18 protein-coding genes and 1 pseudogene are annotated in these 21,947 nt (G+C 46.6%); 10 read left to right on the top strand and 9 right to left on the bottom strand.

The features are described from left to right. The first annotated feature begins 11 nt into the window (after positions 1-11). The 5 genes from uvrB (at position 12) to O3C58_07030 (ending at position 6,140) form a co-directional block, all read left to right on the top strand. On the top strand, positions 12-2,003 hold the full coding sequence (gene uvrB, locus O3C58_07010) for an excinuclease ABC subunit UvrB (GenBank protein ID MDA0691602.1): 1,992 nt from the start codon (positions 12-14) through the stop codon (positions 2,001-2,003). 124 nt (positions 2,004-2,127) lie between these two features. Next, the gene (locus tag O3C58_07015; GenBank protein ID MDA0691603.1) at positions 2,128-2,424 is read left to right on the top strand and encodes a hypothetical protein; all 297 of its coding nucleotides are present in this window, start codon (positions 2,128-2,130) and stop codon (positions 2,422-2,424) included. 135 nt (positions 2,425-2,559) lie between these two features. After that, positions 2,560-3,861 (top strand): hypothetical protein, encoded by a 1,302-nt coding sequence (locus tag O3C58_07020; protein MDA0691604.1) that lies wholly within the window; start codon positions 2,560-2,562, stop codon positions 3,859-3,861. Between the two features lie 524 nt (positions 3,862-4,385). Further along, positions 4,386-5,531: a hypothetical protein gene (locus O3C58_07025; protein MDA0691605.1), complete on the top strand. Its 1,146-nt coding sequence runs from the start codon at positions 4,386-4,388 to the stop codon at positions 5,529-5,531. Positions 5,532-5,717: 186 nt separating this feature from the next. After that, a complete protein-coding gene (locus O3C58_07030; GenBank protein MDA0691606.1) occupies positions 5,718-6,140 on the top strand; it encodes a hypothetical protein in 423 nt (140 codons plus the stop codon). A gap of 168 nt (positions 6,141-6,308) precedes the next feature. On the opposite strand, the gene mrdA is transcribed toward O3C58_07030, so the two are convergent. Genes mrdA through O3C58_07050 form a run of 4 tightly spaced genes read right to left on the bottom strand, consistent with a single transcriptional unit; the run spans position 6,309 to position 10,588 of the window. Next, positions 6,309-8,222: a penicillin-binding protein 2 gene (gene mrdA, locus O3C58_07035; GenBank protein MDA0691607.1), complete on the bottom strand. Its 1,914-nt coding sequence runs from the start codon at positions 8,220-8,222 to the stop codon at positions 6,309-6,311. Beyond that, positions 8,219-8,734 (bottom strand): rod shape-determining protein MreD, encoded by a 516-nt coding sequence (gene mreD / locus O3C58_07040; GenBank protein ID MDA0691608.1) that lies wholly within the window; start codon positions 8,732-8,734, stop codon positions 8,219-8,221. The genes mrdA and mreD overlap by 4 nt, the downstream gene beginning before the upstream one ends. 13 nt (positions 8,735-8,747) lie before the next feature. Continuing rightward, positions 8,748-9,563: a rod shape-determining protein MreC gene (gene mreC, locus O3C58_07045; GenBank protein ID MDA0691609.1), complete on the bottom strand. Its 816-nt coding sequence runs from the start codon at positions 9,561-9,563 to the stop codon at positions 8,748-8,750. 2 nt (positions 9,564-9,565) lie between these two features. Beyond that, positions 9,566-10,588: a rod shape-determining protein gene (locus tag O3C58_07050; protein ID MDA0691610.1), complete on the bottom strand. Its 1,023-nt coding sequence runs from the start codon at positions 10,586-10,588 to the stop codon at positions 9,566-9,568. A gap of 280 nt (positions 10,589-10,868) precedes the next feature. Between O3C58_07050 and O3C58_07055 the strand changes: the two genes are divergently transcribed. Continuing rightward, entirely contained in the window at positions 10,869-12,800 is a 1,932-nt protein-coding gene (locus tag O3C58_07055) for a SurA N-terminal domain-containing protein (protein ID MDA0691611.1), read from the top strand. A gap of 25 nt (positions 12,801-12,825) precedes the next feature. Here the strand turns inward: O3C58_07055 and thiD are convergent, their stop codons facing one another. The 5 genes from thiD to O3C58_07080 all read right to left on the bottom strand — a co-directional run bounded on the left by thiD (position 12,826) and on the right by O3C58_07080 (position 18,476). After that, a complete protein-coding gene (thiD, locus tag O3C58_07060; GenBank protein MDA0691612.1) occupies positions 12,826-14,172 on the bottom strand; it encodes a bifunctional hydroxymethylpyrimidine kinase/phosphomethylpyrimidine kinase in 1,347 nt (448 codons plus the stop codon). Positions 14,173-14,300: 128 nt separating this feature from the next. Further along, positions 14,301-16,121, bottom strand: coding sequence for a glutamine--fructose-6-phosphate transaminase (isomerizing) (gene glmS / locus O3C58_07065; protein MDA0691613.1), 1,821 nt, complete (start codon positions 16,119-16,121; stop codon positions 14,301-14,303). 104 nt (positions 16,122-16,225) lie between these two features. Further along, entirely contained in the window at positions 16,226-17,431 is a 1,206-nt protein-coding gene (locus O3C58_07070) for a sugar phosphate nucleotidyltransferase (protein MDA0691614.1), read from the bottom strand. A gap of 38 nt (positions 17,432-17,469) precedes the next feature. Next, positions 17,470-18,228 carry an NTP transferase domain-containing protein gene (locus O3C58_07075; GenBank protein MDA0691615.1) on the bottom strand — a complete coding sequence of 253 codons (759 nt, stop codon included), beginning with the start codon at positions 18,226-18,228 and terminating at the stop codon, positions 17,470-17,472. Continuing rightward, entirely contained in the window at positions 18,210-18,476 is a 267-nt protein-coding gene (locus O3C58_07080; GenBank protein ID MDA0691616.1) for a Fis family transcriptional regulator, read from the bottom strand. The genes O3C58_07075 and O3C58_07080 overlap by 19 nt, the downstream gene beginning before the upstream one ends. 212 nt (positions 18,477-18,688) lie before the next feature. Between O3C58_07080 and mtaB the strand changes: the two genes are divergently transcribed. The 4 genes and pseudogenes from mtaB (at position 18,689) to smpB (ending at position 21,802) form a co-directional block, all read left to right on the top strand. After that, positions 18,689-20,071 (top strand): tRNA (N(6)-L-threonylcarbamoyladenosine(37)-C(2))-methylthiotransferase MtaB, encoded by a 1,383-nt coding sequence (gene mtaB, locus O3C58_07085; protein ID MDA0691617.1) that lies wholly within the window; start codon positions 18,689-18,691, stop codon positions 20,069-20,071. After that, entirely contained in the window at positions 20,056-20,841 is a 786-nt protein-coding gene (locus O3C58_07090; GenBank protein MDA0691618.1) for an SAM-dependent chlorinase/fluorinase, read from the top strand. Before mtaB ends, O3C58_07090 begins: the two co-directional genes overlap by 16 nt. 58 nt (positions 20,842-20,899) lie before the next feature. Then, a pseudogene (locus O3C58_07095) lies at positions 20,900-21,282 on the top strand (GxxExxY protein). Positions 21,283-21,340: 58 nt separating this feature from the next. Next, positions 21,341-21,802 carry an SsrA-binding protein SmpB gene (gene smpB / locus O3C58_07100; GenBank protein MDA0691619.1) on the top strand — a complete coding sequence of 154 codons (462 nt, stop codon included), beginning with the start codon at positions 21,341-21,343 and terminating at the stop codon, positions 21,800-21,802. Positions 21,803-21,947: the final 145 nt, after the last annotated feature.

The raw sequence follows: 21,947 nt of genomic DNA on the forward strand, positions 1-21,947 counted from the left end.
AGAGATTTAGCATGATTCCGTTTAAATTACAGGCCGAATTTCAACCCGCAGGCGACCAGCCCGAAGCGATCGCACAGCTGATTGCCAACTGCAGTTCCGAGACGCCCCGGCAAACACTGCTCGGAGTTACCGGTTCTGGAAAAACCTACACCATCGCCAATGTCATCCAGAAACTGCAAAAACCGACGTTGGTGCTGGCCCACAATAAAACCCTGGCGGCGCAACTTTACAGCGAATTCAAGGCTTTTTTTCCGGAAAACGCAGTCGGCTATTTTGTCAGCTATTACGACTATTATCAACCCGAAGCCTATCTCGCCAGCACCGACACGTTTATCGAAAAAGACGCGTCCATCAACGACGAGATCGACAAAATGCGACACGCCGCCACGCATTCGTTATTTGAACGCCGGGACGTGGTGATCGTCGCCAGCGTTTCCTGCATCTACGGGCTGGGTTCGCCGGAAGCCTACCACGGCATGCTGCTTTTTGCGGAAACCGGGATGCATATCGACCGCGAGCAGGTCCTGAAAAAACTGGTGGACATCCAGTACAAACGCAACGACATTGACTTTCAACGCGGCACTTTTCGGGTGCGCGGCGATGTGGTGGAAGTTCTGCCGGTTTACGAACGCAATGAAGCCGTGCGCATCGAATTTTTCGGCGACCAGATCGACCGCATCCAGGCCTTCGATCCGCTGACGCGGGAAAGTATACGGGATCTGGACCGGATCGCCATTTACCCCGCCAGCCATTATGCGACTCCCAAAAAACTTATAGCAAAGGCGACCGCCGCCATTCGGGAAGAGCTGATAGAACGCATCCACTATTTCGAAAGCCAGAATCTGCTGATCGAGGCGCAACGCATCGAACAACGAACCATGTTCGACCTGGAAATGATCAAGGAAGTGGGCTATTGCCAGGGCATCGAAAATTACTCCCGTCATCTCATGGACCGCCCGGCGGGGGAGCCTCCCCCTACCCTGCTCGATTATTTCCCGGACGACTCCCTGTTCATAATGGATGAAAGCCACGTCACCCTGCCGCAACTCAACGGCATGTACAAGGGCGACCGCGCACGCAAGGAAAACCTCATCCGCTACGGGTTTCGCCTGCCTTCGGCGTTCGACAACCGGCCTCTGCAATTTCATGAATTCCAGGAACACGTCAAACAGATCATCTACGTCACCGCCACGCCGGGTCCTTACGAAATCGAACAATCCGAAGGCAAGGTGGTGGAGTTGATCGTGCGCCCGACCGGGCTTGTCGATCCCGAGATTGAAATCAAGCCGGTCGGGGAGCAAGTGGACGATCTTTACCATGAGGTGTTGAAGCGGGCGCAAAAAAACGAGCGCACCTTGATCACCACACTCACCAAGCGGTTTTCAGAAGATCTTGCAGAGCACTATACGGAAATGGGCCTCAGGGTAAAATACCTGCATTCAGACATCATCACTCTGGAACGCACACAGATCATCCGTGAGTTGCGTCTCGGGGAATTCGACGCGTTGATCGGAATCAATTTGCTGCGCGAGGGGCTGGACATCCCGGAGGTTTCTCTGGTCGCCATTCTCGATGCGGACAAGGAAGGTTTTTTGCGGTCCACCACATCATTGATCCAAACGTCGGGACGGGCGGCGCGTCATGTTGAAGGGAAAGTCATCATGTATGCGGACCGTGTCACCAAGTCCATGCAGGCGGCGATCAGCGAGATGGGTCGCCGGAGAACCATTCAACAGGAATACAACGAGGAGCACGGCATCACCCCGACCTCGATCAAAAAGGCCATTGGCGAAGCCATGAGCAATGCAGAGAAATTTGCGCTCGTGCCGCTGGTGGAAGAAGAGGAAGTGGAATACAACAAAGCCGGGAGCGCCAGTCAATTTATTTCCCGGCTGGAAAAACAAATGTTCGCCGCCGCCAAAAATCTGGAATTTGAAAAAGCCGCCGAACTCCGCGACAAAATCAAACGCCTGCGCGAAAAAGAACTGATGATCCCGGCTTGAGGGGAGAGCTGGCATCCTGCCTTTTTTTAAATTGCGGTCTAAGTAATGCCGCATTTTAGTATCAGTTTGGGACTTTAACTTAATTCTTGTTACGAAATTTGTGATTAGGGATAGTAATTGCCCGATGGTCGAATCAATTCAACAATTATTAATGACAGGAGCTCTGTTCTTGCAAAATTTTGTTACATTTGTCGAACCGATTTTGCGAAATCTTGACCCATCACTTTTTAAAAGTATAACTTTGGGTATTTTGGCAATCTTTATTCCATTTGCGATTGTCTTTTTTGCAGATATTTTAAATTCAAAAAACCAAAAAAAGAGAAGCGAATTTGAGAAAATGGTTTTAAGTGATGAAGTTTTAGGGGCAAAAAAAGTTTTTTGGCTTGCAATAGGCAGCATAGGATTCTTTGCATTTTTTTAAGAACCTGATATTTCAATATCTAAAAAAATTATATCTGTTTTTGCAGTTATTGTTTTCACCTCCTTTTTTTGGTCAACGTTTAAGAGAATATTAAGATTTTCAGAGGGGAATAAGCTTGAATTTGAAATTCCCTTTTTGAAAAAATTGAGCTTTTCAAAAATACAAAGATATAAAAAGAACGCAAAAGCTGAAAAAATGATGCGGGCGTGGCATTCTTTTTGGTCTGAAAAATCAGAATTCAACGAAAGAGAATTTACGAAAATTGCTATATCTCATATTGATGACGCTATAAAATTTAGAAAGTTTGAATTTGCAATTCAGCTTTCACAAGCTTATTTGGAAAATATAGAAAAACGAGATTCTTTTTCAATTGGCAATGAGATTTTGCCAAAAGTTTTTGAGTGGAATGAAATGTTTTGGAACGAGGAACGACTTTGGCTAACAAGCTATGGCACAGAAAAAGGAATTAAAAATTTCTTTTCACAAAAACATCTTCTGTCTTTTATAAAATGGACTTTGGATATATTTAAGAAAAAGAACCCAAATAGAATTCCTTTTTGGAATTGGCATTATTTTGGTCGAGAGTTTTTTCAAGCAGTTATCAAGTCTTTACTAAAAGACAATCATGGACCATATCAACTTTTTACTTGCTTTAAGAAACATATTGAAGAATGTGAGAAATTGTTAAACAAAATTGAAGATGAAAATGAGAAAGAAAAATATTTCGACTTTATAAAAGGACTCTTTGCAAGTTTCTGCCCAACCTTATTTAATGAGATAGATAATTCGCCATCAAAATATGATATTTGGGAACATTATTTTCCAAAAGAGTGGAAAATATCAATGAAAAACATTGATGATAGAAACTCGCGCATTATTTTGGTTGAATTTTTACACTGGTCGCGAGAACGAATATTTAAAAAAGATGATAATGCTGTTTTTGACAAAGATTTAACAGAAGTAATTAATGGTATTTTCCCGAATGTTCAATCATCTTTATTTACAGTATTCCTGATGGCTTTTCCCTCAACAGAAATAAAATATGCTTTAGAAAAAGAACCTAATTTTTATATTTCAAACTTTAGTATGTTTCAGTCGGGTTCTGATGATGAGCTTGCTGAAATGATGAGAGAAAAAGAAAACTCTCGAAAAGAAGAAACAATTCAGATTATTGTTAACTTTTTTAAATTTTGGTCAATTCTCAAAATTTACACAGAAGATTTAACTGAAGAAGAGTCTCAAAATTGGAAAAGTTTTACAGAGGAAGAGAGCAAATCAATAGTTAAAAAAGTTAGAAAAGAAAAATTAGGAAAAATGAGAACTGAAGTTGAGAGCACGGAGATTAAAGAAATTTGCAAAGATTCCGAGAAAAAAGAGCGATACAGAAAAGATTTTTTGGAGTTAGTCGGACTACTACTTTTGGAAATAGAAAAATAGAACAAAGTGGATTAAAAGTAACGGCCCAACCAGCTTTAACGCACCTTGTAATTCAAAATCAGGACATTAAAGGCATTATAAGGTTCGCAATGCAAATGTAAATACCCTGAACCCCTTTAAATGGTTCTGGTAAGGGAATTTGAGGTTCGTCATTGCGAGCAGAGCGAAGCAATCCAGAGGCTTAGGGTTTAAACCCACCGAGGACGAAGGAGCAAATCTAGAAAACCAAAAAAGACTCTGGATCTACCCCTGCGGGGCACGAGAGCTAAGGAATAATATAACGGCCACGCCGCCTATTGCGGCTCGCAATGACGGGATGGACAATTCTTAAAGGTTTAATTAAAACATCCGCATTTGTAAATTTAACAACAAGCCAAAATTAAGACTAAAAACCCTGCGGCAACCCCTCCCCTTCAGTTTCCGGCGCTGAACAGAATCAAGCGCCTGCGGAACATTGACAGAGTGATTGGAAGATGGCAAAATCCGAGTCCTGTTTATCAACAAACTCGAGGGCGGCCCCTGACATGACGGAAGCAAATAAATTTCCCCCTCATTGGGATAAAATTGTAATTACTCAGGGGATGACTCACCTCTATTACGCTTTTGACGTGGGGTTTTCCATAAACCTGGAAGAAGCCGACCGACGTATTCTGACCCCGAAACAACACCGTGGGTTCAAACTCAAAAAAGCTTCGAACAAATATTTCAAGCTCACTCCGCCTCCCCTCAATATTTTCCAGTCCTGCCCTGAACTGGAGGTCACTCCGTTTCATAAAACTCTTAATGTTTCTGAAGCCATGATATGTGAGTTTGGGGCGATATCCATCTGCATACGGGTTCCTTTTTCAGGCAAGCTTGAGAACCTTCTCAAGTTGAGCCAGACTCTTTATGACAACCCGGACCTGATTCAACTGGCCCGGAACCAGCTTCAAAACCTTCTCAATGAGATCGGCCCCGCTGTCAGCAAATTGAAGGTCAACGAACATATTGAAGACTATTATGTTTTTCAATTGGAAAAACTGGACCCTGCGGTTTCCGTGGACACGCTTTTAAGCGAGTATCCCGACGCCCTGTCCTGCCTGCTACGCGCCGGCCCCATCCTGCTTTCTGAAGAAGAGATCAACGACATCATTTCTCATCGGGTCTCCTATGGGCAGGATGATGTCACTCTGGTGGATTGGGACACCACCCTGATTTATGGCAAGGAAATGGAAGATGTTTGCACCGTTCTGGAATATGCCAATGTGTTCCTGATGGAATTTTTATTCCTTGAAGGGGAAATCAATATCGCCCTGAATGAGTTTTACGACTATTTTTCCGCAAGCCGTCGTTTGTCCTGGATGCCTAACAAATCCCGGCACACTCAGCTCAGAAAAATCAGCCAGTTTCAACTGGACAGCGAAATCCTCTTTGAAAGCGTGACAAATGCCATGAAACTGTTTGAGGATGTATTCCTGGCCCGTCTCTATAAGTTGTCCTACGAAAGACTGAAGCTGAAAACATGGGAAAACAGCATCGCCAGGAAACTGCAAACCATCGAAAGCATTTATCAAAAATTTTCGGATGCCGAGTCAACCCGGCGGTTGGAAATTCTGGAATGGATCATCATCATTTTGCTCGCCGTATCCATACTCATGCCCTTCATACCTGGCATGGGAGATAAGCATTGAAAAATCCCCCCTCAACCCCGCACCAGACCTACTGATCAAGAGTCAAAACTCTCCGGCAACCCGGTATCCCCAGACACACAACTATAAGAATTTTCCTACACAAAATCAGGAATACCGCTGATTGCAGATCGAAACCGATGATCCTAGCATAGGGAGTGCCTGATAAAATTCAGAAGAAGGTTTAACATGAATCGGCTGGCCCCTAACTTCGACCCTAAATTTAATCGCGAACCGCTGGCGCCATTCATCAATGGCAGGTTTGTCAATTACCGCTACTGGCAACACCCCATTAGCGATGGAAGTCACCTGGAAGATACCTGTGGATTCAATTCCATTACGGTTTACATCAAACACGCAAGCCGCCTTGCCCTTCCTGTTACCATCGCCGGGAAAACTTCAGTCAATTTGAAAAACGACCATGAAGGCTCCATCCACGATATTTCCTTATCAGCGGTCGAGATGGACAAGGAGGTTTTTTCTCTGGAAAAACTTTCACAGGCTGAAAGCATTCGATTGGAGTTTATCCGCAAGGGTCGTTACCGTTTGCGCTATGGGTTGATCGAATCGGGCAACAGGAAAGAAGCGAGCGTCGATATTGTCGTCCGTTAATTGGGCGAAGGGGTATTTTAAAAAGGTTAATATCCCCTCATCCCAGCCTTCTCCCCAAAGGGGAGAAGGGGTAGTTTCCTCCTCTCCTCCATTAGAGGAGAGGATTGAGGTGAGGAGGGATTTAGACCTTTTCCAGGTTATTCAAATTTCTCTTATGCAAGGCACTCATTAACGCGGGGACTGCTCTTCCTTTTCCACCACTGCCTCACCCTCGACAACCGATTCAGCTTTTTCCAGTGATTCAAAAGGCGGGTAATATTTGAAGTAAGCTTCCATCACTTTCTTTGCCACCGGGGCCGCGCTGGCGCCTCCGTGGCCACCATGCTCGACCAGAACCGATACCGCGATTTCCGGTTTTTCATAGGGCGCGAATGCCACAAACCAGGCATGGTCGCGAAACTGGTAGGGAATTACATCATCCTTATCAATGTCCTCGGTTGCTTTCAACTTCACCACCTGGGCGGTTCCGGTTTTCCCTGATACCAAAATGTCTTTCAGGCGCGAGTGGCGGCCTGTTCCGTGCGGCTCGTTCACCACCCCCAAAAGCGCCTTTCGCACCAGCTCAAGATATTCCGGCTGAATATCAATTTTACTTTCCACTTTGGGATGAAATTCCTTGATCACTTTGCCATCCGGATCGATGATTTTTTTCACCAGATACGGCTTCAGCAACACGCCTCCATTGGCGACCGTGGTCATCATTTTCGCCTGCTGCAGAGGAGTGACTAAATTATAGCCTTGACCAATGGATGCGGAGATCGTCTCGCCCAACAACCAGGCCTCATTTCTGTTGGCAAGTTTCCATTGCGTGCTGGGGATGATTCCTTTTTTTTCCCCCAGCAACTTGATTCCCGTATATTCTCCCAACCCGAGAAGTTTGGCGTACTCAGATAATTTATCGATGCCCAGCCGGTTTCCCACCGTATAGAAATAGACATCGCAGGATTGCACCAGGGCTTTATGAAGGTCTACGTTTCCATGCCCTCCACGTTTCCAGCAGCGGTACCTCCCCCGTCCCAACTGGAAATGCCCCGGACAATAAACGGTCGTCTCGGGGGTGATAATTTTTTCTTGCAATCCCGCAAGTGCGGTCACGATTTTGTAAGTTGAACCTGGGGGGTATTGGCCGGTGATGGTTCTGTGTTGCAAGGGACGCAGTTCATCGTCCATCAGATGATTCCAGTCACTTTGGGAAATTCCTGCGGCGAAAAGGTTGGAGTCAAAAGAGGGTTTACTGGCGATCGCTATGATCTCCCCCGTATGAACTTTCATCACCACGACGGAGCCTGAAACGGGTTCTTCAGGAGTACCCGTCATCGCTTCTTCCAAAACTTTTTGAACGCGAAGATCCAACGTCAGGATCAGGGTGTTACCGCTTTTTGGCGGAAGCTTTCTTAGAGTTTTCAGTTCCCTGCCGGAAACATCGACCTCCACTTCCTTGTAACCCTTTTTCCCCCGCAACATGGTTTCATAAATTATCTCCAACCCGTTCTTGCCAATGAAATCTCCCTGTTCATAACTCGGATCATTCAGGCTTTCCAGTTTAGTCTTGGATATCTCTCCAAGATAACCCAGGACATGCGTCCCCAGGTCGCCGTGCACATAGCTTCTAAGCGGCTCCACCTTGATCTCGATGCCGGGGAGTCGCATCTTGCTCTCCTCCACAATCGCAACTTCCTCGCGGCGAATATCCCGCTTGATCAACACTTGTTTGAAAGATCGCGTTTCCTTGATCTTTTGAAAAACCTGCTCCTTGTCAAAGTCGATGATTCCCTCCAACCACGTCAGGTTTTCGGATAAATTTTTGGCGTCTTCAGGGGTCACATAAAGATTAAAGGAAGGGCGAATACTGACGAGGGTCTCTTGATTTCGATCTTTTATAGTTCCCCGATAGGCAGGCAGGGGGGTCAATCGAACGCGGTTGTTTTCCGACTTTTCCTGGAAATGCTGTCCTTTTAAAATCTGTAAATACCAAACCCTCATCCACAGACATAAAAAAGAAAAAATCACCAGGACGACAAAAAATTTTATTTTTCTGCGGACAGTTTCCGAAACATCCGAGCTGTAACGAAATACACTCATGATTGCCGCAAATAAGAGTTAGAAAATTTACGGAGAACCCATTTTCTGTTCAGGTCCAGAAAGTAAAATAAAATGGGGCCGACACAACCATTATATAGGGCATAGACGGGTAATGATGAAAACAAAAAACTTCCTGGAACCTCCCCCTTGAACAAAGTAATTAAAACCAAATAATAAATTATTCCATCCAGTAGAGAAGCGGTGATGATGAATAAAAAGATGGGAAGAAGCCCTTCGACCATTATTTTGTCTTTCAGGGCTGAAAAGAATACCGCTACCAGACTTTTCGAAAGAGTGTTGACTCCCAGGAGGCCGCCCGAAAGACAATCCTGGATGAAACCGACGGCAAAACCCATTCCAATGCCCCGGCTTCCACGCAAATTGATTCCGCAAAAAACCACAAAGATCAAAATCAGGTCCGGGGTGACCCCGGCGATGGCAAAATTTTCAAGAAATGTGGTTTGAGTGGAAAATAAAACCAATAAAATGATGAACTGAATCAGAAAAACCATTGGATAAAATAGTTTAAGGCATTAAAACCATAACTTCTTCCAAGCGGGAAAAATCGGCGCTGGGGACGACCTGAATTTCCTGAAATAATCCTTGTTTTTTTTTGATGGCCTGGCTCACGGTGCCAATTTTCAGCCCTTTGGGAAACGTTCCCCCCAGTCCGGAAGAAAGGACCGCATCGCCCACCTCCACATCAGCATTCATCGGCACATATTTCATATGTGTCTCGTTTTCTCCGGTTCCCACGATCACCCCTGTAAAGCGGGAGCCTTGAAACAGGGAGTCCACCGCACTGCGGCTGTCGGTGATTAACAAAACTTTTGATGTGCTTCCCGAAGATTGAATTATGTGGCCGATGACCCCGGCGTTGGTCACCACCGCAAGGTTTCCCTGAACGCCATCATTCGATCCCTTATCGACAAAAATCACGTTAGACCATTGCGTGGCGTCCCGGCCAATGACCTTCGCAACCAGTAACTTTTTTTCCTGGGGTTCTTCATGCTGGATTAGTTTTGCGACTCTTTCATGTTCCTTGATCCGCTCGACCAATTCATTTTTTTCCCTGGAAAGCTGATCGATTTCGGCCCGCAACAACTCGTTTTCCTGAGACGCATTCACAACAAAAAAATAATGCTCGAATACATTGGAGATGGAGGAAACGGTTTGGGTAAAAACCGCTTGAAAAGGGGCTGCAACCCAAATGACAAGGGATTCAAAAAAAAGGGGTTCCTTCTCCCGCTTGATGTTGATGGTCATTAAGGCCAGGGAAAACATGAGAAGCAAGGAAAGAAGCGTGATTAACCGTTTGCCTTTGATTCCCTTTTTGAACACAGCTACAAGGTGACTTTTTTAAGTAGTTTGGGGTCGCACAATACTTTCCCGGCTCCCAGGGCAACGGCCGACAGGGGGTCTTCTGCTAAAGTAATGGGCAAACCCGTTGCCTCCTTCAACAATATATCCAAGCCTTTAATTAAAGATCCTCCGCCCGCAACCACCACACCTTTATCGACAATATCCGCCGCCAGTTCAGGAGGGGTGCGTTCCAGTGCAATTTTTACCGACTCGACGATCGTTCCAAAAGTTTCGGCCAAAGCCTCACGGATTTCTTCGTCGGAAATAACAAGGGTTTTGGGAATGCCGGCGACCAGATCACGGCCCTTGACTTCCATCGTTATTCGCTTTTCCAAGGGATACGCGGAACCAATATTTATTTTAACCTCTTCCGCAGTGCGTTCGCCGATCAACAAGTTGTATTTTCGTTTTATGTAATTGACGATGGCTTCATCCATTTCATCGCCCGCAATGCGAATGGATTTACTATAAACAATTCCCGACATGGAGATGATGGCCACCTCCGTCGTGCCCCCGCCAATATCGATGATCATGTTCCCGGTCGGCTCCTGAACGGGAAGATCCACCCCAATGGCCGCGGCCATGGGTTCCTCGATTAAAAAAACTTCCCGGGCTCCCGCCGATTCAGCAGAATCCCGGACAGCGCGTGTTTCGACCTGGGTGATTCCGGAAGGAACCGCAATCACCACCCGCGGACGAACAAGAGTTTTACGATTATTATGAACCTTTTGTATGAAGTGGCGGATCATTTTTTCCGTCACCTCAAAGTGAGCAATGACTCCGTCTTTCATGGGACGAATGGCAATAATGGTTCCCGGCGCCCGACCCAGCATCTGCTTGGCCTCCATCCCCACCGCCTGCACTTCGTTGGTTTGGCTGTTCAAGGCCACAACGGAAGGTTCCCGCAAGACGATTCCCTCGCCACGAACAAAAACCAGCGTGTTGGCGGTTCCTAAATCAATCGCCAGATCATTAGAAAATAAATTCCAGAATAAGTCGAACAAGCGCCGCTCCTCAAAAAATCATCATCACTTCCATAACCTGTTGTTTTTTATAATCTTTTCCTTATATCAGTATGGCGAAAAAATTGCAAGCCAATAAAAGGCCATCTTGGTCACAATTTTATTAAAATCATGCCTGCTGTCATTCATAATCCTGCCACTTCTGGGTGATAAAACGGCCTTCATTTTTTTCGGGAATAATAAACGGTTGCGATTCATCTCATTGTTTTATTATAGTAGGTGGTTTGAATAAACGATTGTCATCTTTGAGGGAGAGTTCTGAATGCTGAATTTTGTCCGGCAACACGCTGAATCCTGGTTGGTAAAGTCCATAATATGGATGATAGTGTTTGCTTTTGTGGGTACCATTTTTTACTCATGGGGTATGGGAGGTTCTACCGGGTCTCGTGGAGGAGTTGTCGCCACAGTGGAAGGTGTCGATATCGAATACAGTGAATACGATAAAACCTTCAACAATATGGTCAATTTTTACCGGGAACAATTCAAAAGCCAGTTTTCGGAGGATTTGATCCAACGACTGGATTTGAAAACCCAGGCACTCGATGCTCTCATCCAAAGAAAACTCCTGCTTTTAGAATCGGGAAACCTCAACATCAAGATAAGTGATGAAGAAGTGATCGATCATATTCAAAGTTTCCCCGCCTTCCAAAAGGATAAAATATTCAATAAATCTTTTTACACCAACTATCTTAAGTTTAATCGATTGTCCCCACTGGATTTTGAAGAGAGCCAGCGGGAAGCATTAATGATTCAAAAGTTGGAAAGATTGATCACGGGCAATACCCTGGTTTCTAAAAGTGAAGTTCTTGACGCGTTTAACAATGAGGAAGAAACCACAAAACTCGACTACATTGCTTTCTCAGAGGACCAGTTTAAAGACCTTCAAGCCGTCACCGATGAAAATTTAAAAAAATTCTTTGAAGAGAATAAATCTCAATTTGAAGTTCCCGACCAAATCCAAGTTGAATACATCAAAGTGAGCCCTAAAGACTTCGAAAGTGACATTGAACTCAGCAAGGAAGATATTCAAGACTTTTATGAAACAAACGTCGCTGACTTCCGCGTGAAAAAGCAATACACGGCCAGCCATATTCTTTTCCAGTTGGAACCATCAAAGATTGATGAAAAAGCCAGTGTTGAGGAAAAGCAAGAAGCCTCTGAAGATGCGGCTAAAACCGAAGCCGAACAGGCGTTGAAAAAAATTAAGGACGGAGCGGATTTTGCCAAGACAGCCGAACAATTATCCGATGATCCTTCTTCGGCCAGCAAGAGCGGCAGTTTGGGCGATTTCGTTGACGGAACCATGGTCCCCGAGTTTGAAGAGGCGTTGAACAAACTGAAGGTCGGTGAAATCAGTGAACCTGTAAAGTCCCCCTTTGGTTACCATATCATCCGACTCGATGGCAAACAGGAAGCCAGAGTCAAACCGCTTTCAGAGGTGAAGGACACTGTGGTCGCAAAGGCCAAGGAAACCAAATCCCGGCAGAAAGCACGCCGCATCGTCAAACAAATTTATAAAGCCGCGGGAAAGGGAAGTGATTTTTCGCAAGCGGCGGCGGAGCAGAAGATCGTGATTAAAACTTCTGATTTTTTCAGTCGGCGAAATCACAACATCCCGGATGTGGGTGCGGCTCCCGAATTCTTCAATACCGCCTTTATCCTGGCAGACGGTCAAATCAGCGAGCCGATCAATACGCTTGAGGCATCATTCGTGTTGAAAGTAAAAGAACGAAAACCCGCAGCGATTCCCGAACTGGACAGTATTCGCGAAAAGGTGAAAGAAGCGGCCCAAAAGAAAGCCGATAAAGACTTCACTGAGAAGAGGTTTAAAGAGCTGGCGGCCAAGCTCATAAGCGGGAACGATCTGGATAAAATAGCCCAGGAAGTGAAACTGGAAATCCGGCACACACCGTTTTTCAGCCGGGTGGATTCCATTCCCGGAATCGGTGATTTTCAAAATATCAAGGATGCGGTTTTCCCTCTGGAAAAGGGTCAAGTCGCATCTGCCTCGGCGTTCAGAAAACATTATCTGCTCAGGGTCCAGGATCGAAAAATGCCCGACGCACCCACCGAGGATCAAATCGAAACCATCACAGCTCGCCTGAAAAGGCAAAAATCTACCACGGTCTTCAATGACTGGCTCAAGAACCTGAGGGAAAAATCCAACATCCTGATCGATAAAACCCTGCTGTAGAACCAGGGTTTTTGCGTATAAAAAATTACTTGCACGCGCGATGGATTTTTAAAACTTTGTCGATCAGAGATTCCACATCCTCGCTGATAACACGGATCATTTCTTCCTTTCCCATTCCCCCGATATCGTAAATGATATCGGGGACAAGCCCGCATTGGCGAATCGCATGATCGGTTCCCCATTCGAGGGAGGACCCTTCTTTTTGCCTCACCTTGCTCGGCTCGTCCGCACGGTTAAAGGTGGCGGTCTTGAACTTGAGTCGCCTGCATATGTCCATGAGTTCGGGAGTGTATTTGATATTCATTACCGCGCGCTTGGACGGATCGTGGCTCATCGCCGTCAAAACGATATTGGCGACATGCCTGGAACCCGCGTATTGTGGCGGGGAAAGGGTGACGATGTTTTCTCCGTACTTCACGATCCGCCCAGGGAACCCGATCACATCCTGATGGGTCCGGGCATCCGCAAGCCCCACGCCCAGATTGGACTGGACTTCCGGGATGAGGTGGCCAATTTTCGCATCTTTCAATACATCCACGGCGCGGGAGACGCGCTGGAAAATATCCCACCGTTCTGCATTTTGATGTAGAGGCGCCAGGGGTTCGACACTGCCCTGCCCTGTCCCAGATCGAACCCCGCCGAGAATTGCTTTTCCAATGAACTCTTTCGCATCCGCTACCGCTGACTCCAGGGATTTTCCCAGCGCCAAATTGGCGGTGATCGCCGCAGAAAGCACACAGCCGGTGCCGTGCAGGTCTTCGCTTATCAGTCGTTCGGCATCCAGCTTTACAGGACTTCCGCCGTCATAAAAAAAGTCTTCTGGATTGCCCTTCAAATGCCCGCCGGTGATCAAAACGCTTTTGACCCCGGTTTTTAAAATGATACGGGCGGCCTTCAAACGATCGGCGGGCTTGATGATCCGCATGTCGGCAAGGATTTCAGCTTCCTTTATATTTGGAGTGACCATCTGCGCCAACGGCAGCAGGGTTTCTTTCAACGCCTGGACTCCCCGTTTGGACAAAAGCGTCTTGCCGCTGGAAGACCGAATGACCGGATCAACCACCAGTTTTTTGATTTTACCCCGCTTGAGCTGACGGGCGACGCATTCGACGATGGCTTCGTTTGCCAACATCCCCGTTTTCACAGCAAGGGGGTTTTTATCTTCCAGCAAAGCGCACAACTGTTGCTCCACCGTATCGACGGGAATATCAAAAGCGCCTTTGACGCCCAATGTATTTTGAACGGTGATGGCAGTAATAACCGATTGCCCGAAAACTCCGAATGCAGAAAAGGTTTTCAAATCGGCCTGAATTCCGGCCCCGCCACTTGGGTCGGACCCGGCAATAGTCAAAGCAGTATTAACTGTTTTCATAATTTTATTTTCTTTTGATGATGGATTACAGGAAAGAAGAACTCTAACAGACGGGGATTATCGTTAGCAACAATTTATTGGAAAGCTTCCGACGACGGGTCGTAGCGGGAGGAAGAACCGGTCACTCTTCAGCCAACCGTAACCGATTTTGCCAGAGACCGGGGCTTGTCCACATTACGTTTGAGGCTGGTGGCGGTGAAATAAGAAAACAACTGCCCGATCACCATTTGAATGAGCGGTGCGATCAGCGGAGGAACACTGGGTAGAATCAATTCTTCACTGAAGAGGTCTTTATTCTTGCCGCGTTCGTCGAAATGGATTCCCAGAACAAAGCCTGATCGGGCCCGTATTTCATCAACACAATGAATAGATGCTTCATAGAGAGCTTTATCTTCCCTGGGGGGTATGAAGACAATCGACAGGATGTCCTTATCAATCATCGCCAACGTGCCGTGTTTGAGAAATCCACCCGGCATCCCCTCGGCATGAACATAAGCCACTTCTTTCATTTTCAAGGCGGACTCTAAAGCGATCGGGTAATAAATACCGCGTCCCAGATACAGCCAGTGCCTGGTTTTGCAATAATTGTGGGCAATGCGGTGGATGAACCCGGACCGTTCGTTCAATATACTCTGGATGATTCCAGGAAGCTCGCCCAGGGCCGCCATGGACTTTGCGTATGCCTTTTGGGTCAGGACTTTTTTCTTCACCCCCACCCGTAAGGCAATCATGGTCAAAATCAGCATCTGGGACAACGCCGCCTTGGTACTGATCACGCAAATTTCAGGACCGGACCCTTGCAGAATTACCTTGTCGACAAAACAGGAAATGGAAGACCCCATCGCGTTGACAATGGCCGCCGTCCTGGCTCCCTTCGACTTGGCATACTTGAGAGCGCTCAGCGTATCGTAAGTTTCTCCCGATTGGGAGAGGGCAATCACTAAACTATTCTTATCCACATTCGCAAGCGACGTGAATTCATCCGAGCTGATGGGCGGGCAAAACTCTCCCGCTAATGAGGAAAATATATAGTTGCCATAGGAGGCGACGTAAAAGGTGGTTCCGACACCCACGAGCAGCGTTTGATCACTCTTAAAAATCATCTCCGCGACTTCATCCAATGCATCGGAATCCTGCTCCAAAGCATTGGTCACCACCTGCGGTTGCTCATAGATTTCCTTGAGCATATAATGGGGATACCCACCTTTTTTAGAGGTTTCGCTGTCCCAGTCGATCTTGGTGATGCTTTTCTGGATCTCCTGTCCTGTTACGGAATCCTTTACAACGTAACTGTCCCTGGTGAGGATCGCATATTCGCCGTCATCGATGATGACTGCATTTTTTGTATAGTCGATGAAGGCGTTGAAATCGGAGCCGACATACTTGGCTTCGTCCCCGATTCCCAGCATGAGGGGCGATTCCCGTTTGGCGCAAAATATCTGCCCCGGAGCTTTTGGAGTTATGAACGCCAGCGCAAAGGTGCCTTCCAGAACATTGAGGACTTTTAAAAGGGCTTTCTCAATATTCTTCGTCTGCTTGTAATATTTTTCCAATAAGTGGGGGATCACCTCCGTATCGGTCTCGGAGTCAAATTTGTGGCCCTCACGGATCAGATTGTCTTTAAGGGGTCGAAAATTGGAGATGATGCCATTGTGCACCACCGCGAAATTGCCGTCGCAAGAGGTGAATGGATGCGTGTTGTTTTTGGTGACCGTTCCATGCGTGGCCCAGCGGGTATGGGCAATTCCGATTTTGCTGGATACGGATAAAACATTTTCTTTACGAAAAACTTCCTCCACGCCACCAATATTTTTCTTGATGACCAGGGAAGTTTTGTTCATCAAGGCCACACCACAGGAGTCGTAACCACGGTACTCCAGATTGCGGATGCCCTGGTACAATTCCTCTGAAATGTTATTTAAACCAACAACTCCGCTTATTCCGCACATTTCCGGCACCCAATAATATTTTTAAGATAATTTCAATAGTCACTATTTTCTACGACCACCAATGCCCTGTTTTCCGGGATTGGCTCTCAGCTCAAAAGACGACCTTATTCACTTTTAATTGAATAGCAGGCGGGCAGTGTTTTACCATGCGGAATCACCGTTCCCGGTTGAATGGTATTGCCAGCGCCGATCACCACATTGTCGCCAATGAAAGCTCCGAGCTTGGTTCTCCCCGTGTCGATTTTTTTATTATCGCTTTTAACAGAAATAGATTCCCAATCGATGGCGCGGTTCACGGTCATGACACCCGCCCCCACATCCACATTTTCTCCCAGCACACTATCACCGATAAAAGACAACCGCCCGATGTGGGTGCTATCCAGAACCACGCAGTTTTTCAGTTCCACGCCATAACCGACGGAACAGTTCTGCCCTAAAGAGGTGTAACTTCTTATGAGGGAATTGTTGCCGATATAGCTTCCCTTGCCAATGGTACACGGTCCTTCCAAAATAGCTCCGGCCTTGATCACCACATCGTCCTCAATCATCACAGTGCCCTGGATGGTCACATTGGACTCCAAAACCGCCGATTTGGCGATGGAAGAATTCTCCCAGGAATCCATCAATATCTTATTGGCCGTCAAAATCTCCCAGGGATAAACGATATCCAGCCATTCGTCTTCCCACATCGAAGCCATCAAGCCCTCTCCTTCCACTAATTTCTTGAGGGCTTTTTCCATAGAGCCTTTGGTGGACTCAAGGGTCTTGAATATGGATTCCGGAAGGATGTAGGCGCCGGAAAGAACGTAATTGCCAAGATCGTTTCCCTTGGGTTTTTCGATGATCTTGGTGATTTTCATGTGCGCGTTCAAAAACACGTTGCCGAACATCTCGTTCGAGGTTGGCAGGCAGATGGAAGCCACCGGGCACTTGAAGGAATGAAACGATTGCTGAATTTTACTGAAAATATTCGCCGCAGTGACGGTATCTCCGTAAATCAGAAGAAAATACTCCCCGGGGGAGATTTTGTTTTTCACCTTCAAGATGGCGTTACCGATTCCATGGCTCTTGCCCTGCTCGACATAATGCAGATTCAACCCATTGTTGCGGTGTTCGCCAATGCGCTCGATCACTTTTTCTTTCTGGTGCTCGACCACCACAAAAATATCGCTGACACCGGATTTCTGTAAAAGATCAATCGAATTATCGAACAACGTCCTGCCGGCAAGCCGTAGCATCGGGATGGGACGGGTAGATGCAAAGGGAACCAGTTTGGAAGCTTTGCCTCCGGCGAGAATAACCGCTTTCATAAGGGTGTCATCCTGGAATTAAGGTAGATCAAAAATAACTAAAGGGAAGAATTATCTTCCCTTAGTAGATGTTCCGCTTTTTTCAGATCTTCTGGAGAATTGATCCCAAAAATCTCATCCGAATCTTCGGTTTGCACCGACTGGACGGAGTGCCTGTTCTGGACAAAAAACTGTACCGTATCCGTCAGATAATATTCGTTCTGGGAATTACTATTGTCGATTTCAACCAATGCCTTATAAAACAAAGCCTTATCAAAAAAATAAACGCCGGAATTGTATTCGTCAACCTTTTTCTCAGCAGGCGTGGCGTCCTTGTTTTCCACAATGCGGACGATCGTATGATCTTCGTCTCGAAGGATGCGGCCAAAATCCTTGATTTCCCCATTTTTAGGCTTCAACGTCAGTATGGTGCAGGAGGCTTGGCTGTCCCGATGCTTTTTTATCAGATTTTTTAAGGTGGCGGGTTTGATCAAAGGCATGTCTCCGCACAAAACGAGAACGTCGCCGGCAAAATCCGCCAAACAGGATTCCGTTTGCTGGGCCGCATGGCCCGTTCCCAGTTGTTCCTTTTGCTCGACAAACTCGATGCGCGGGTCGGGAAATGCGGCCTTCACTTCATCCGCTTGAAATCCAACCACCACGCTCACACGGTCGGCATTCAGTTCTTTCACCGTCTCCAGAACATAATATAACAGCGGATGCCCCGATAACAGCTGCAACACTTTCGCAAGCGGAGATTGCATCCGGGTCCCCTTACCGGCGGCCAGAATGATGACGGCTAGACTTTTTTCGGGCATTGGATTTGATACTCGGTGATCTTTTTGCGCAGGGTATTGCGGTTGATTCCTAAAATATTGGCGGCCTGTGTCTGGTTGCCGTTTGTCTCCTTTAAGACGATATCCAATAATGGCTTTTCCACACCTCCAACGATGAGGTCATACAAGTCGCCATCCTTTTCCTGGCGCATGTACTTGACATAATCTTTCACCGTAATGTCGAGCCATTTTTCCAGGAAGGTTCTTGTTTTGTGACTGACGTTTTGCATGCTTTTGCAGATCCAGGAATGGGGAAATATCCGACCCCAAGAGGGATCGAACTGGAGTATTCAAGCGTTCAACTATTTTCGTGGGGCCGATATTACCAAACCGCAGTGAGAGGGTCAAGACCTTTACTTAAAAAGGAATTAACGCATTGAAGTTGCTTTATCTCCACCCTCAGGGAAATTCGGGTTGATTCTTAAGAAATGCTTGTTCTAAGATGAAATCCGTTATACTCAACATATTTTCTAATCACAAACCACTGGACAATGAAATCATGAAAGTCGCTTTTGCCACTCTCGGATGCCGCACCAATCAGCACGATACGGCTGAGATGCAAACCCTCATGGAACAGGAAGGGTTTGCCATCGTCAATTCCAGAGAAGTGGCGGATGTTTACGTGATCAACACCTGCTCGGTGACGCAACGAAGCGACTACAGCTCACGTCTGGCGGTGAAAAATTCTCTCACCATCAACGACAAGGCCCTGGTGGTTTTCACCGGCTGTTACGCGCAACTGGCTCCTGATGAAGCCGCCGAAATTGAAGGCCTCGACATCGTTCTCGGCAACGCCGACAAACTAGATATCGCCAGGGTCATCAAGAAAAAACTCGCGGGAGAATCGCGGTGGATTAAAGAAGATAAAACGGAAATCTTCATGTCGGACATTCACAAAAAAAGGGTGTTCCGCACCATCCCGGTTTCCGGGTTTCAGGGAAAAACCAAAGCCTTCATCAAGGTGCAAACCGGGTGCGACGAAAAATGCGCCTTTTGCACTGTCGTCCGGGCGCGGGGCAAGTCGATCAGCGACGAGAGGCAGAACATCTTCGATAACGTCACGGAAGCGATCGACTCCGGGTACAAGGAAATCACCCTCACCGGCATCAACCTGGGCACTTACGGCATGGACAAAGAAACTCCGGAAACCTTTTCCTCTTTGGTTCGAGACATAGTTCGCCTACCAGGAGACTTCCGCATCCGCCTGAGTTCTATCAACCCCATGGAAATCGACGACGATCTGCTACAACTGATCGCCGATGAAGAGAAAATCTGTCCGCATCTGCATATCCCCCTGCAAAGTGGAGACGATGCCATTCTCGCCAAAATGCGGCGCAACTACAACTCCGGGCAATATCTCGACACCGTGCATCGGGCGCTGGATAAAATCCCGCGGCTGGGCCTGGGAGCGGACGTCATCATCGGCTTTCCCGGCGAAACCGATCAAGGTTTTGAGAACACCCGCAAGCTTATCGAAAGCCTGCCCTTCACCTACCTGCATGCGTTCGCCTATTCGCCGCGCAAAGGCACCGAAGCCTATGGCTTCAAGAACAATCTCCCAAAAACCGTCAAAAAAGAGCGTATTAAAATTCTAACCGCTCTGGCGCATGAAAAATCCCTCCAGTTTCAACGACAGTTCATTGGCAAGACCGTCACCGTTCTGCTGGAGAACCATAGAGACTCCGTCACGGGAAATCTTCGCGGCTACAGCGAGCACTATATCCCCGTCACCGTCCCAGGGGATGACCGCTTTAAAAACCAACTGGTGTCAGTAACAATCGAAGACGTCAGCGAACAAGGGGTTTCCGGATGCCTGCCATCATAACTCTGACAACCGATTTCGGCCTGGAGGACCCCTTTGTCGGGATCATGAAAGGGGTGATCCTGACCATCGCTCCAACCACACGGATCGTTGATATCACCCACGGGATCGAGCCGCAAAATATCACGCAGGCCGCTCTGGCGCTGGAGGCCGCCCATTCCTATTTCCCGAAAAATAGCGTGCATCTGGTCGTCGTGGACCCTGGGGTTGGCAGTGAACGCAGGACCATCGCCGTGAAGAATAAATCCGCCACCTTCGTGGGACCGGACAATGGGGTGCTGACACCTGCGATCAACCCGGCTTCCCGCATTTATGAACTGTCCAGCAAAAAATATTTTTTACCGGAAATTTCCTTCACTTTCCACGGGCGTGACGTGTTTGCTCCCGCCGCAGCCTGGATCGCCAAGGGAACGCCGCTATCGAAAATGGGAAGAAAAATCAACGATCCCCAGCTTCTGGAACTGCCGCAACCGGAAGTGAAGAAAAATGCAATCACCGGCGAGATCATCCACATCGATCACTTCGGAAATTGCATCTCCAACATATCGTCGGAGCTTTTGAACGCCACCTTCCAGCTCAATGTCGCCTTGACTCTTAAAATCGGTAAAACCCGCATCCATGATTTTTCTTCGCATTACTCGCAATGCAAAAAGGGAGACATCGGTTGCCTGATCAACAGTTGCGGGAAAGTCGAAATCTTTTGCCGGGACGGCAACGCCGCAAGCAAGCTGAAATTCCGTCTGGGAACCCGACTCACGATAAAAAAAGATTAGACAGGATTAACAGGATCGACAGGATTTTTAATTCTTACAACCAAATTAAATTTAGACAATGGAATATAGGGAACTGACTGAAAAAATAATTGGCTGTGCTTATAAGGTTTACAATACTTTGGGATTTGGTTTTCTGGAAAGCGTTTACGAGAATTGTATGGCCATCGAATTGGAAAAATCTGGTTTAAGGTTTGCAACTCAAAAACCTATAAAAGTGCTTTATGAAAATAAAGTTGTAGGAAATTTTATATCGGATATCGTGGTTGATGACATTATTATTGTAGAACTAAAATCTGTAAAAAATGTTTCACAGCTCATGAAGTTCAATTGGTTAATTATTTGGTGGCAACGGGAAAGCCTGTTGGGTTATTAATAAACTTCGGAGAGGATAAAGTCGAAGTAAAAAGAAAATTAAAGGATATAAAAATTAGTAAGAAATAAGGGTTTGATCCATCCTGTCAATCCTGTTAATCCTGTCAAAAAAAATCAAAGAAAAATCATGGACGGTATCAAAATCATCTGCCAAAACAAAAAGGCGCGGCACAATTACTTCGTCGAAGACTCGATGGAAGCCGGTATCGTGCTACGCGGCCCCGAGGTGAAATCCCTGCGCGAGGGCAAGGCCAATCTGGTGGACAGCTACGCCTCGGTCGAGGGGGGTGAAGTCTGGCTCAATAATTTTCATATCAACCCCTACGCCCCGGCCCTCAGCCAGTTCAGCCTCCATCCCATGCGGAAACGAAAACTGCTTCTCAACAAGCGGGAAATCGAAAAACTGATCGGCAAGACCAAGGAAAAGGGATACAACCTCATCCCTCTCAAAGTTTATTTCAAGGGCGGTAAAGTCAAGATAGAGCTGTCTCTTGCCAAAGCCAAAAAACTGCACGACAAACGCGAGTCGATCAAAAAACGCGACGCCGACCGGGAAATCGATAAAGCCATGAAATCCCGCAGCCAATAAACGATCCTCCTCTATTGTCGATTTTCCAGAGTCCTCCCAATACGCGGTTTTTCAACATTACTCCAATTAAATCAATAATTTATTAAAAATAAATTTTGTTTTTTCTCGTAAAGTATTATAATATTTACATATACTGAAAATTAAC

The sequence above is a fragment of the Nitrospinota bacterium genome, assembly GCA_027619975.1.
In the GTDB taxonomy this organism is placed as follows: Bacteria; Nitrospinota; Nitrospinia; order Nitrospinales; family VA-1; genus JADFGI01.